The organism is Parabacteroides sp. CT06, from assembly GCF_002257605.1.
GTDB classification, from domain to species: Bacteria; Bacteroidota; Bacteroidia; order Bacteroidales; family Tannerellaceae; genus Parabacteroides; species Parabacteroides distasonis.
Genome location: NZ_CP022754.1, coordinates 3958243 through 3972083, shown reverse-complemented (window position 1 = coordinate 3972083; position 13841 = coordinate 3958243). Strand labels below are relative to the sequence as shown.

The window sequence follows — 13841 nt, the reverse complement described above, 5'->3', positions numbered from 1 at the left end:
AATAGAATCAGTTAGACAATGCTTCGGTAGTTTATTCTTGTGACTGTCTTTATTCTATTCCCGTCCCGGATCCTTATTATAGCGGCGCCGAAGGCTTCGGGCTGGTCTTGGACTTATTGGAACGCTAAAAACGACCTCTTTTATCCTATCCTGATTACGATGCCTATCGTAAGGTTACTAGAATGCCCATTGTAAGATGCTTATAACTGCGACTATAAGAACCTAACAATGGGCATTCTAGCAACCTCTTTTTGTGAGAGCGGCTGTCATCGCCGCTCTCACTCGTGAAACCTTGCCTATCGGATTATCACTTTCTTCGTTATCTCATTGGATAGGCGGACGATATAGATATCGCTAGCCAAGCCATCTACACGACTGTCTCCGGCGGGAAGCCGTACCGTGCGGACTACGTTTCCGGTGAGGGCGATCACCTGCGCTGTCACGGAGACTGGCGTACGGATCAGCAAGGCTCCGCTCTCGGCACGGATCAAGGTAGCGTTTTCCACTTGCTCGATACCGGTCGTGGTATTTCTCACGATACCGGTGATCGCCACGGTCAGGTTGGCGGAAATATCGGTGATCGTGTACTTGCCGTTTGCGTCGGGAATGAGGGCGTTACCGTTCACGGTCACTACAGGGACGGACTGGTCGTAGTCTGCGTCCAAGGTGAGGATGAAGGAGAAACCGTCGCCTTCGGTAACCGTATGCGCTCCGGCTGCCGGGGTGGTGGAGGCTCCTACCAAGGCGGGGAGGGTTACGGTATAGGTTGTGGGCTGTGGCGTGGGGGGCGTTACGGGAGGAACGTAAGGCGTTACGGCAGCCGGGGCCGTGGCGAACGTCGTGGTCGTGGTCGTGCCGCCGTCTCCGGTTACGGTGGCGGTAACTAGGCAACGATACTGGCCTACGGTTCTCGTCCTGTAGGTATTCGAGGCGTTGCGCAGCTGCGAGTCGTCCGGGGCGGTAGACCATGTGCCGGCCTGTGCGTTGAAAATCTGCCATAGATACGTCAAATCCATGGCGGTGCCTTCGGGGGCGGTTATGCCGGCCTTAAGCTCCGCGTAGCTGTCAGTGGATGGTATCGGGGTACTTGCCGCCGGGTCTATCCGTTCGAGGGTGATGTTGCCGGGGAGTGTCACGGTGGGCACTCGTGCGGTAAGATCCGTGAAATGGCCCTTGTTGGTGACCGCGGTGTTGACAAGGTCGCCGGCATTCTCGCCGGGGGTGAGCGTCAATTCGTTGCCGGGCTCGATCGTGACCGCACCCAGACTGTTCGTGCCGCTCAAGGTGAGGTTGGTCTTCCCGGTCCCGTTGATGAGGGTGGTCGCGGAGGTTATCCCGTTGAGCTTTATTGTCATATCGGTATCGGCGGGAGGGGTGAGGGTGAGTTTGTTTATGGTCTTGCCCTCCTCACCGTTGATCTCTCCGTTGAAGTAGTTGTCGGTACCACCGTCTTGCTGGAACTTGTTCTCGGCCGTTATCGTGATCTCGCCGTTGTCTTCCGGTGTGATAGGGGGAGCTTCGAGGTAGACCTGCGTGGTACCGGACATCACGTACCCATTGTCTTTCACGCCGTCGGGCAGCGGTGTGGCTGTCCAGATGAAGGGGTTCTTCTTGCCGGGCGTGAGGTCGAGGGTTACGCCGTCTTTCAGTTTCCACGAGATCGGGCTCTCTATCGCGGCACCCCTGTCGGTGGTGAAGGTGAGCTTGGGCCATGTAGCGGCAAGACCGGCCAGTATCTCATCGGCGGTCATGATGGTGGTGACGATCCGGGTCTCGGCCGGCCGTCCTACCGCCTCTACCAGCTCGCTCTCTTTCCATTGGGCGGTGAGGGAGAGATCGCCGGTGGAGCCTTTCGCCACGGTCGTTACCGTATTCCCGCCGGCGTCTTTCCAGCCCTCGAAGGAGAGGTAGGTATTGGCGTGCGTCGGCGTAGGGAGGGTGAGATCGTCCGATACTATGGTATATTGGGTGGGGCTGCCCTGCGGGAGGGTGCCGCCGGCCGGATCGTAGGTGATCGTGTAGCGGATAAGCTCGGCCTCGGCGGTAACCGTCACCGGCTGGGCGGGCATCGTGAAGCTACGCTGTGCGGTGTAGCCCTTGTCGTTCGGTGCTAGGGGCTCCGCGGTCGTAGCGTTGCCGTTGTAGGTGATGGAGCCTTCCGTCAGTCGGTAGCCTTCCTGCGGGGCGAAGAAGAGGTCTACCTTGGTCCCGTTGTAGACGGTCTGGCCGGAGGATACGGCGGTGTACGTGCCGGCGGCGTTCATGATCATTACGTCCAGCGTCGCTCCCTCGGCGGGTTGCTGGATGGTGAGGAGGTATGGGAAGACTGGGTCGGAAGGTTGCGCCTTCGTGCTCGTCTCCGGGGCTTGCGCCATCGCCGGCTGCGCCAGCAGGGCGAGCGTAGCGGCTAGCAAGGATAGGATATATCTGAATGTTCTCATATTTGTATCTGTTTTAGTGTATATAATATAATGTATGCTCTACAGGACGACCTTGATTGCGGTACCGCCTTGGCGGACGAGATAGATGCCGGAAGGAAGGGCGATCGTCGTCTCGCCGCGCAAGAGCGGTAGATAGCATTTCAAGGTCCCGCTGACATGGTATACGGCCACCTTCTCGGCATGGTCGGCGCTAAGGTGCAAACGTCCGTCGGCGGCCCATGCGCAGAAGCTGTTGTCCGCCGGGATCTCGGCCAGCTCCGTACCCGTGACGATACCGTCCAGGCGGAGGCTCTTCAGCATGGCTTGGGTGGCGGCGTTGGCCACGACATAGCTCTCAAAGGGTCGCAGGGTAACCCGGTCCTTCAGCTCGAAGCGGCTGCCGTCGTCGCTGAGGACGTAGATATTGCGCATCTCCACATTGTACGAGGCTTGATTACCCTTGAAGAGGAACACGCCCGTGTTGAGCGGCTCGGCGGGGCTGGTGGGCTCGACGGGGGAGTCGGGGCTGTCCTTGAAGAGGTAGGTATTGCCGTAATTGAGGCGCAGCGTGTCTGTCTCCGGGCCTTCGCCGGCGATCAGCACGGGGTCACCCGCGGCGAGCTGCATAGACAGGTTGTCGGGATCCACCGACTGCCAAGTCTGGTCTGTGGCGTCGGGATATCCGGTACGCACGTAGCAGGGGGTTCCCGCGTCGCCGGCCAATTTGTCGGCAGCATCGGACGCTAGCGTGGTAGCCCGCCATTGGTTGCGGTTGGGGAAGAGGTGGGTGAAGCGGGCCGCTACGAGTCCTAGCACGCCGTCATCGGCGAACCGGATCTGCCCGCCGTCCAGCAGCTCGAGATCATTCACCTGTGGAAATACTCCATTTTCTTCTGTCTTCCCTACCGTAAGGACACCCTTCTCGGTGACGCGCAGCCATTGGCCCGGCATGCTCGCGTCGAAGGCCGTCTCCTTGTCGATCACGATCCAGACGGGCGGGACTTCGCGCAATCCCGTGTAGCTTGTCAGCCCGTCGGGATGGGCGGCGGGGAAGGTGCTGAGGTAGGTTTGCTCCGGGTCGTCGGAGCGGTAGCCTTCCTGTTTCAAGCTCGTCGACTGATTCTCTAGGTAGAAGGAGAGCGGGTAGTTCGTGGCTATGCTCTTCATGCCTGTAAGATTGAAGGTCAGACCATTCGGATTCTCCGTCGGTTCCGCCGGTTTGAGGTAGATGTAGCCAGACGGAGATTCCGGCCATGTGAGTTGGACAAGGCCCTTCACGGTGCCGCCGCCTTCGGGGTGGATGGCCTGCTCGGCGGCTGTCAGCGCCAAGGTGTTATCCGGGTCGGCGGGCGTCGGGATGAGGCAGGTGGCTCCCGTCTCTACCCGGAGCGCGTGGGTTCCGGACAGGCGGGGGCTGTGGGTGTTGTTTTGGAGCCTCACCGTCCCGCTCGCTACCGTGAGGGCCGTGCCCGTCGGGGGCTGGAAATCTACCTTGTCCAGCGTAAGCGTAGCCTCGCCCTCGGCATGGATGGTGGCGGGGATGGTGATGCCGTAGAATGAGCTGTTGCTTGTCGTCACCGTCCCGTCGAACATCTTCTCGTCGCAGTACCATCCGTCCGCGGGGGCGAAGAAGAGGTCGATGCCGGTGCGGGTGCTGCCGTAGCCGTAGTCCTTGGAAAGGTCGAGCGGCCGCGGGGTGGGGCAGGTGGCGGTGGCGCCGGAGTATCGGCAGTATGCCCCGTCTGTCCGGAAGAAGGGGTAGTCTCCGTCTTTATAGGAAGACCCGCTGTAACGCCTGCCGGCATATAGCCGCTCGCCGTCGAGGGAGGCGGTATACCGCGTATCGGCCGCGGCGAGGAAGGCGTAACCCCAGCAGGTCCCGTCGGTCGCGAAGGTGGCCGCCGGCTCGTCGTCGCCTGCCGGGGTGACGGACAGCGTCCGGCCATCGGTCGGGGCGGTATCGAAATCCAGTTCGATAAAGCCGCTTACATAGGTGCAGAGCGCGTTCGCTTGCAGGTGGATCCGTGCGTTATCCCCGAACGTGATCGCGTCCGGCGAGGTATTGTCGTTTTTAAAGGCTGAGCCACCTGTTTTACTGATGACATGTATCTCTCCGTCCAGATGCATCCGGGCATTCTGGAAGTTGGAGATGGCGCCGATGCTGAGCGGCGCTTGGGCATAGACCGTGAGCGTACCCGTGCCCGCGGGAGATCCGTTTAGGATACCTTGGCTTATCTCCTGCGCATCGGCTACGGTCAGGGTGAGCGTGCCTAAGTTATAGATGAGGTCGCTCATGATCTCGATCCGGTTCTCCCCCTCGATCCGGAGGGTCGGTTCCGCGCCGGCCTTGATATAGAAGAGCTGGTTGAAACTTGAGGTTATGACGGCGTCTTTCAGCGTCAGCGCCGGTGGGTTGCCGCTGTCGGGATCGGCGGAGGTGAGTACGCTGTCGGAATCGGTGGAGGGGTGTATGACGAACTGCCGGCCTACCTCGGGCATCGTGCCGGTGATGGTACCGTTGAAGGGGGTGCCGGTGGTCGGGGCCTGCGTGTCGGATGCCCCTACTTTGTACACCCACGTGCCGTTTAGGTACGCGAGGTTGATGTACCAGTTATTGTTCAGGGTGCCCGGCAGGGTGGCAAGGTCGAGTGCCCCGGGAGGTTCCGCTTGCGCGCGGGCCGCTGTCGGGAGGGTGGCGATCAGTGTCGCGACACTGATCAGCAAGGCGAATATTCGCCTTGCCGGTAGGTGGATGTCATGTAATGATGTTCTCATGTTCTATGTGTATAATAGGGTTTATAAATCGGTTGTTTTTTCCGGCAGGTCCGGTAGCCCCTGTCCGGCAGGCTTGGCAGCCGTTGTCCTCGATGCTTGGCAGCCGTTGTCCGGACATGCCGGACAACGTTGTCCTCAGATCTCGTCCGGACTCTCGCTGTCGCCCCCACCGCCTTCTCCTACGATAAGGATGATGGGGAAGGTGTAGGTGCGGGGCTCTTTTACGTTACGGCTTCCGCTGTATTGCGTGGTGAGGCTCACGGTGTACTGCCCGTCGGCCAGCGTCGGCATCTGCACGATCACCTGCGAGGGCGAGTTGGCGATCACCACGGGTGCCTTCATCGGCGCGGCCCCTTCGGTGGTGGGGGTGAGGTAGACACCGATGGAGGGATCATCACCCTGTATCTTCAGGTTTACGCCGCCCAGCACGAGGGCTCCGCCGGAGCTGAGCTGCCCGTTGATGGCCTTGGAGGTGGAGTCGGTCACGGTATTGATCACCGGACCTACGGCCGCCACGCCGTTCACCACCACCTTCACCAGCTTGAGGGTCTCGCGCAAGAGCTTGCCCATGGTGTAGGTGATGCCGAGGGCGTGCTTCCCGGGTTCGAACTGCGCCTTCTCGCCCTCGAAGGCCCCCTGCACGTTGACGAGGTATTGGCCCACGCCGTCCACCACGCTCTTGCCCTCGGCGATGGCCTGCACCTTATGGCTGTCGGCCATGTCGAGGATGTTGAGGATCGTGCCGTGTTGGTACTCGGTACGCGCGGCCACGATGCGGGCGGCGATGTCCGTGTTATACAATGTCCCGGTGATGTGCGGCTTGGCGGTGTAGTCGCCCTTGCGCTCGGTGAGCAGGTTATCGTACAAGTCTGTGTTGAGAATGATTTGTTCTGCCATGGTATTCCTTTATTAAGTGATTACTGCCAGCAAAGAACGGGGTTCGGGGTAAGAATGAGAGGACAAATCCGGGAAAAAAGAGGACAGATCTCGGAAAAATGCTCATTATTGCGCCTGCCGCCGGTATTGGGCGGGGGTGACTCCCAGTATTTTCTGGAAGATACGCGAGAAGGTGCGGGAGCTGGTGAAGCCCGCGCCGACAGCGATCTCTTCCATGCTCCGGCTGTCGCCCGGCATCAACAGCTCGGTACGGGCGTGGTTCACCCGGTAGCGGTCGATGTATTCCTTGAGCGTGATGTTCAGCTTGTCCTTGATGGAGGTGGAGAGATACTTCTCGTTGGTACCGAGGGCACGTACCAGGTCTTGCCGGCTGAAATTCGGGTTGAGGAAGGGTGAGGAGCTGGCCATATAGTTTTGCGCTTGCTGGAACAACTCGTCCTCCTCGATTTCCAGCAACCCGCCGATAAGATCCTCTAGGTCCATCCGGTTGGGATCGGTATCGGCGTCGGCTTGCGGGGCGAGGTTGAGCCGTAGGTATAGTTGGTCGTACGTGTAATGGTAGTTGGCGTAGTGGATCGATACCGAGGCGTAGAAGAGGGCGAACACGAAGTTGACCGCCGTGTTATAGTAATTATTCGGGAAGAAACAGAGGCTCACGGCGGCGATGCCGATACCCAGCGCCCATAGGAAGGCACGGGTTACCCAGCGCAATTCCAGTCGCTCGGGTGATTGGGGTATCTGTTTCAGGTTACCTAGATAGATCGCCCGCTCCCGGAAGAAAAAATGCGTATAGCCCCCTAGCTGGACAAGGTATACGAGGCACGTGAGCGTACGTATCAGCAGGGGCGGGTTCCCAATATTATCCCACCATACGTCGAAACGATACGTATGGACATCCTCCCGGAAGAGACAAGCGATCGTGTAGGCTACGGTAAGCGCGATCGTAGGCATGGCGTGGAGGAGGATATTCCTCCGGGTCACGTTCTTTCCCCTGAATAAGAGGGTGAGCAGGAACGTGAACAGCAACGCTTGCGAGGCGCTGATTAGCAGGATGGGGAAGTAGAACAACTCCATGATGGTTCGCTCGTCCGTGCCGGAAGACAAGATGAAGATATGCCCTATGCCTACCAATGCCGAGGCCAAGGCGAGATACTTGCAGGCCGTCCGGTACTTGGGGATCGTGCTTTCCCGCAAGGTCTTCAGCGACAACAGCAGTCCGCTGACCAGAAGGCAGGTAAAGGCTACGATCCCTGTCGAGGCTAAGTAGAGTAGGTGGTCGTTCATGTTGGTTCGCTATTGTTTTTTCAAGTCCGGATAGCTGATTCGGGTATGGAACATGGTTTTCAGTTTGTCTACGAATACGCTCTTTATGGTCTCCACGTCCTTGAAGGTCAGGGGAGCGCTCTTTAGCAAGCCGTCGGCGATCTGCCCGTCGATGATCTTGTTCACCAAGGCGCTGATACTCTCTTCGGTATGTTCCTTCAAGCTGCGGGAGGCGGCTTCCACGGAATCGGCCATCATCAGTACGGCGGTCTCCTTCGAGAAGGGATTCGGGCCGGGGTAGGTGAATAGCTCGTCGTTAATCGGCTTGTCCGGGTATTGGTTCTTGAAAGAGTTGTAAAAATACTTCGCCTTGCCACGTCCGTGGTGCGTACGGATGAAGCTGATAACCGCCTTGGGTAACAGGGCCTTCTCGGCGATCTTCACGCCCTCGGTGACGTGGCTGATGATGATCTGCGCGCTTTGGTCGAACGATAACTGGTTATGCGGGTTCACGCTCGATTGGTTCTCGGTGAAGAAGACGGGGTTGCTCATCTTCCCGATGTCGTGATAAAGGGCGCCGGTACGTACCAGTTGGGCGTTGGCGCCGATCTTGGCGGCCGCCTCGGAAGCGAGGATGGATACCTGCAAGGAGTGCTGGAACGTGCCCGGGCAAGTCTCGCTAAGCTTCTTCAAGATCGGGTTGTTGATGTTGGACAGTTCCACCAGCGTGATGCTGGACACGTATCCGAACGTCTTCTCCAACATATATACCAATACGTAGGTGAACATCAGCAGGATGAAGTTGATACCGAAATAAAGCATCATCATCCAGTTGATCTTGTTTAAGTTCGCCTCTTGATACAACGTGAGACTGAGGTAGCAGGCGGCGTAGGAGATGAAGATGAAGACGGCGCAACGGATCAGTTGCGAACGTTCGCTCAACTCCTTCAAGCTGAACGTCACTACCATACCCGCCACGATTTGCAACAACAGGAACTCATGCGGGAAAGGTACCATCAACGAGCAGATCAGCACGATGATAAGGTGCGTGAAAAGCGCCGTCCGGGAGTCGAAGAAGGTACGTACCACGATCGGTACGATGGCGAACGGCAATATATATACGTTGAATAACGCGTAGGTAGCACATAGTTCCGTAAGGATGCAGCTCACGAATATGCAGAGGATCAAGAATAGTACGTTCTTCCGGTTATGGAATATCTTCAAGCGGAAAGACCATAGGTAGAGCCAGAAACAGAACATCAGTCCGAAGACGAGCACGAATTGCCCGGCCAGTATGATGCCTTGTGTCTGCGTGCCCCCCGTCTTGGCCTCGTGTATGGCCTTTAGGGAACGGAGCACGTTGTAGGTATGGTTGTCGATGATCTCGCCCCGGTCTACGATACGCTCTCCGGCTTGTACCATACCGTTAGCGATAGATACGCTCTGTAGCATATCCTCCTTGATCTTGTCGGACATGTCGGCGGCATAGGATATGTTCTCGGTGAGGTAGTTATTGATGTCACACGATTGCAGGATCGATTTGTCCAGCCGCGGCGGGCAGTTGTTGATAATGAACTCGTAGGCGGTGCGCACGGTGAAGAAGTCGCTCACGTAGCGAGGCTGCGCGACGGCGTTCTCCAAGAGGTTGACACGGGAGTATTCCTCTTTCCGTAGCTCGTCCAGATCCTGCGACGAGATGATACCGTTCTTGTATAAGTTGATCAGGCTGCTCTCTATATACTGCATGTAAGCGGGGGATACTTTGCTTCGCAAGTTATTGCCGTTATTGTAGTTGGCACGCAGTTTCTCGACCTCTTGCTTCTGGATGTCGGGGTTCATGCGGTAATAAGGCTCGAACTTACGGAGTACGCTGTCTTTCTCCGCTTTTACCTCGTCGTCGGTCTTGTAGATCGGGAAATCGCTCGGGGCGGTGAGTAATCCATATCTCCAAGGCTTGCCCTCATAGAACTGATAACGGAATTTTCCCTCCCGAGGGAAGAAGTAGGCGATAAGTAACGCGGTCACCACGAAGTAGACCACGGTCGGTATATTGTAATTCTTCTGTTTCATATAGATTCCTTTTTGCGTCCGAAATATACGTAAAAAACTTCACTAAGCGGAAAAAAAGGCGTACTTTTGCCGCATTATTATAGAATGTAAGTATTATGACTCAAAGAAAAGTAAGAGTACGCTTCGCACCTAGTCCTACGGGGGCGCTGCATATCGGAGGTGTCCGCACGGCTTTATACAACTATTTATTCGCTAAACAGAATGGCGGTGATATGATTCTCCGTATCGAGGATACGGATTCCCAACGCTTCGTTCCCGGGGCGGAAGACTATATCATCGAGGCCTTGACTTGGCTAGGTATCAAGTTCGACGAGGGCGTGAGCTTCGGCGGCAACTACGGCCCGTATCGCCAGAGCGAGCGTCGTGAGATCTACAAGAAGTATGTCGATCAATTGCTGAACGATGGCCATGCTTATATAGCGTTCGATACGCCTGCCGAGTTGGAGGAGAAACGGAAGGAGATCGCCAATTTCCAATACGACGCCTCTACCCGTTCGCAAATGCGCAACTCGTTGACGCTTTCTCCGGAAGAGGTTCAGAGCCTGATCGAGTCAGGTCATCAGTACGTAGTTCGTGCCAAGATCGAGCCGAATGAGGATATCCACGTGAACGACTTGATCCGTGGCGAGGTCGTTATCAACTCCTCTATCTTGGATGATAAGGTATTATATAAATCGGCCGACCAATTGCCTACTTACCACTTGGCGAATATCGTTGACGACCATTTGATGGAGGTTACCCATGTGATCCGTGGTGAGGAGTGGTTGCCGAGCGCGCCGCTTCACGTATTATTATATCGTTTCTTCGGTTGGGAAGATACGATGCCTAGTTTCGCCCATCTGTCGTTGCTGTTGAAACCGGAAGGTAACGGTAAGTTGAGCAAGCGTGACGGCGATCGTCTGGGCTTCCCTGTATTCCCCTTGGAATGGCACGATCCGAAGACGGGTGATGTTTCATCGGGCTATCGTGAGAGTGGCTACTTCCCCGAGGCTGTCGTAAACTTCCTCGCTTTGCTGGGCTGGAACCCGGGTAATGACCAAGAGGTGATGAGCATGGATGATTTGATCCGTTTGTTCGACCTGTCTCGTTGCAGCAAGAGCGGCGCTAAGTTTGATTATGAGAAAGGCAGATGGTTTAACCACCACTATTTGCTGGAGAAGAGTAATACGGAGATCGCTGACCTATTCTTGCCGATCGTGGAAAGCCACGGTATCCAGACTACCCATGCTTATGTAGAGAAAGTAGTCGGCATGATGAAAGGCCGTGTCAATTTCGTGAGTGAGTTATGGGATCTTTGCTCTTTCTTCTTTATCGCCCCGACGGAGTACGATGAGAAGACTCGCAAGAAACGCTGGAAGGAAGATTCGGCTGTTCAATTGGGGGAGTTTATCGAGCAACTGCGTGCCCGTGAGCCGTTCGACGTAGAAGGTACCGAGAACGAGTGCAAGGCTTGGATCGAGAGCAAGGGATATCATTTGGGGAATATCATGAACGCCGCCCGTCTGGCCTTGGTTGGCGAGGGCAAGGGCCCCGGCATCTTTGATATTACCGAGGCTTTAGGTAAAGAGGAGTCTATCCGCCGTATCCAACGGGCTATCGAGATATTAAAATAATCATGTACAGTTTAGCAATACATCTCTACGCTTTTGTAGTCGCTTTGATCTCGCCTTTCCATAAAAAGGCGAGACTGATGCGATTCGGGCAATGGAAAACAAATTCCATACTTCGTGAGAAGATCGACCGGAACGCTAAATACATCTGGTTCCATGCCTCCTCGCTGGGCGAGTTCGAGCAAGGGCGTCCTATGATCGAGAAGATCAAGGCGGAACATCCGGAGTATAAGGTGCTGCTGACTTTCTTTTCTCCATCTGGCTATGAGGTACGGAAGAATTACAAGGGAGCGGACGTGATCTGCTACCTTCCTTTTGATACGCCTTTCCGGGTGAAGAAGTTCCTGAATCTGGCGAATCCGGCGATCGCCATATTTATCAAGTACGAGTTTTGGGGGAACTATTTGCGTGAGTTGCGGAAGCGGGGAATACCGGTTTATATCATTTCCGCTATATTTCGCCCCGACCAGCTATTTTTCCAATGGTTCGGAAAGCCGTACCGGAAGATGCTATCTTATTTTAATCATCTTTTTGTTCAGGACGAGCGTTCGATGAAACTCTTGAACGAGTTCGGCATCACGAATGTGACGGTGACCGGCGATACCCGTTTTGATCGGGTGTTGGATGTCCGGAAGCAAGCTCGTGAGCTTCCGTTTATCGAACGTTTCTTGGAAAGCAAGGAAGGTAAGAGGCCGATCGTGATGGTGGCCGGCAGTTCATGGCCTCAAGACGAGGCGATCTTTATCCCTTATTTCCATGAGCATCCGGAGATGAAGTTGATTATCGCCCCGCATGAGATTCACCGGGAACATCTCCTTTCTATCGAGGCGATGCTAAAACGTCCGTCCGTCCGTCTATCGGAGGCGCATGAGGATGATCTGGCCGATAAGGATTGCTTGATCATCGACAGTTTCGGACTCTTATCTTCCATTTATCGCTATGGACAGATCGCTTATATCGGTGGTGGTTTCGGAGCGGGTATCCACAACACGTTGGAAGCCGCCGTTTATGGGATGCCGGTCTTATTCGGCCCGAGATACCATAAGTTTAAGGAGGCGAAGGATCTGATCGCCGTAGGTGGTGGTTTCTCCATCACAGACGATTCCTCTTTCCGAACGAAGATGGACGAGTTATTGACCGACCCGACAGCCTTGGAAACCTCCGGGCAAGCTGCCGGTGATTTTGTGAAAAACAGTGTAGGAGCGACGGATCAAATCTTGCGACAAATCCATATCCGTTAATAGATAAAGCCGGGTTTGCTATTCGAGTGATTGTATGCCCAGACTCTTTTGATATAGCAATGGAATACGGATGAGATAGATGTACGGATTGGTAATTGAACAATTCGCGTTGTCTATCTCATCCGTGTTTTATTTTAATCCTCTTCAGCGAACATCGGGTCCCAAGCGGGAAGGCGAGTCGGTGTTTGTTTCAAGATCTCTTTTACTTGATCCGTGATGTACTTCTTGTTGACTACCAGACGGAACATATACTCATTAAACCATTGGTCTGTCATGATGAGGTGGCCGGCGTTCGCTCCGGGGCCCCAACTATTCTCAACCATCCATTTCTTCGGCTTTCCATTCGCGTCGAGATCAACAGCCATCAAGGTCATGGCGTGTGAGGAACCGCTGGCGAATGTCTGGATACGTTGTTTCTTATCCATGCCGAAAGTCGTACCCATCAGTGAACCGTAATCGTAGAAGTTTACATCCAGAATGCCTCTGTCACGATCGAAGAACTTGCCCACGTCGCAAGAGAAATACATCATGGTACTGTCCTTGATGGAAGCGATAGCCATTTGTTTGATATCCTCGATCGGAAGGTTTACGTAAGTCCAGTTCTTGCCATCGTAAGCGTGGCGGTCGTAATCGATCTCATACAACTTATAATAATCGCGGCTCGGATCGTTCATCAACATGACATAGTTGTTTTTCAAATCGTCCCCGATATATTCTTGGAAGAAGGACTGAGGCGTATATTCCTTCGTCTCTACCGGATTCCCTTTAGCGTCTTTGCGAGTCCACGTGAATTTCGTAGGCGGCTCTCCCAAGTTCAATACGAGCATACGGTAAATCGTACCTAGCATCTCTGTTTTCTTTTTCTCCAGATCCGCTACGGTCGTGCCTTTGGTCGTAGACAGGTCACGAAGTTGCAAGCCGTATTCTTTCAGCTTTAATCCGATCAGGTTGCTCATGCGTCCGGTACTGTTGCTACTGTTGGTCTCTACCATGACCTCGGCGGGAACCACGCCATACTTGGTCAAGATATCGGAGACACCCGTGAACTGCCCTCCGTCTCCGATCGGGTTCTTGAACAGCCATTCCACCATCTTGTCGTCCATCGGTTTCAGACGAGTATCGATGATGCCCTGTAAGAAAAGGTTCGCTTTCTCCAATTGATCCCAGAAGAAAGAATAATTCTGGGAGAATTGAAAGTCTCCCATGTCATATTTGGCGATGGCCTGCGCACGGAACACGTTCAATCCCGTGAAAAGCCAGCAACGGCCCGAGGAACGTTGGTTGGAGATCCCTTTGCTCTCTACCTTATTGGAGAAGTAAGTATCCAAATTGTTCTTGCTCTCCCCATTAACGGCAAGCTTGTTGATGTCGTTATTGGTGATCGCATTACGGATCGCCTTATCGGTCGGCGTTCCTTGATAAGACTGTTTGATTTGCTGCAACATCGTGGGTGAGATGCCTCCACCGCTTTGTTGTCCGTGAGCCGATAGCGTGATGCCTAAAGCCAAGGCCGCTATCCATAAATTCTTTTGCTTCATGATATTTTAGTTGATTAATAAATTGTG

At 54.9% G+C, this 13841-nt stretch carries 9 protein-coding genes; 3 read left to right on the top strand and 6 right to left on the bottom strand.

What is annotated here, in order from left to right; all coding sequences use genetic code 11:
- Positions 1-296: 296 nt before the first annotated feature.
- Positions 297-1859, bottom strand: a complete 1563-nt coding sequence (locus CI960_RS17660; RefSeq protein ID WP_232305150.1) for a T9SS C-terminal target domain-containing protein — start codon at positions 1857-1859, stop codon at positions 297-299.
- Between CI960_RS17660 and CI960_RS23725 the strand changes: the two genes are divergently transcribed.
- Positions 1818-2114, top strand: a complete 297-nt coding sequence (locus CI960_RS23725) for a hypothetical protein (protein WP_227211126.1) — start codon at positions 1818-1820, stop codon at positions 2112-2114. The genes CI960_RS17660 and CI960_RS23725 overlap by 42 nt on opposite strands.
- Positions 2115-2480: 366 nt before the next feature.
- Here CI960_RS23725 and CI960_RS17655 read toward each other — a convergent pair whose 3' ends face one another.
- From CI960_RS17655 to CI960_RS17640, 4 genes are all read right to left on the bottom strand, one after another.
- Positions 2481-5195, bottom strand: a complete 2715-nt coding sequence (locus CI960_RS17655) for a hypothetical protein (protein ID WP_094582516.1) — start codon at positions 5193-5195, stop codon at positions 2481-2483.
- A gap of 135 nt (positions 5196-5330) precedes the next feature.
- Positions 5331-6092 carry a DUF4469 domain-containing protein gene (locus CI960_RS17650; protein WP_005854146.1) on the bottom strand — a complete coding sequence of 254 codons (762 nt, stop codon included), beginning with the start codon at positions 6090-6092 and terminating at the stop codon, positions 5331-5333.
- A 105-nt stretch (positions 6093-6197) separates the two neighbouring features.
- Positions 6198-7376, bottom strand: coding sequence for a helix-turn-helix domain-containing protein (locus CI960_RS17645; protein WP_005854148.1), 1179 nt, complete (start codon positions 7374-7376; stop codon positions 6198-6200).
- A 9-nt stretch (positions 7377-7385) separates the two neighbouring features.
- Positions 7386-9425 carry an HD family phosphohydrolase gene (locus tag CI960_RS17640; RefSeq protein WP_005854150.1) on the bottom strand — a complete coding sequence of 680 codons (2040 nt, stop codon included), beginning with the start codon at positions 9423-9425 and terminating at the stop codon, positions 7386-7388.
- Between the two features lie 95 nt (positions 9426-9520).
- On the opposite strand from CI960_RS17640, the gene gltX reads away from it, so the two are divergent.
- Complete coding sequence (gene gltX / locus CI960_RS17635; RefSeq protein WP_005854152.1) at positions 9521-11038, top strand: glutamate--tRNA ligase; 1518 nt, start codon at positions 9521-9523, stop codon at positions 11036-11038.
- Positions 11039-11040: 2 nt separating this feature from the next.
- Positions 11041-12276: a 3-deoxy-D-manno-octulosonic acid transferase gene (locus tag CI960_RS17630; RefSeq protein ID WP_008773682.1), complete on the top strand. Its 1236-nt coding sequence runs from the start codon at positions 11041-11043 to the stop codon at positions 12274-12276.
- 134 nt (positions 12277-12410) lie between these two features.
- Here CI960_RS17630 and CI960_RS17625 read toward each other — a convergent pair whose 3' ends face one another.
- The gene (locus tag CI960_RS17625) at positions 12411-13814 is read right to left on the bottom strand and encodes a C1 family peptidase (protein WP_005854156.1); all 1404 of its coding nucleotides are present in this window, start codon (positions 13812-13814) and stop codon (positions 12411-12413) included.
- Between the last annotated feature and the right edge of the window lie 27 nt (positions 13815-13841).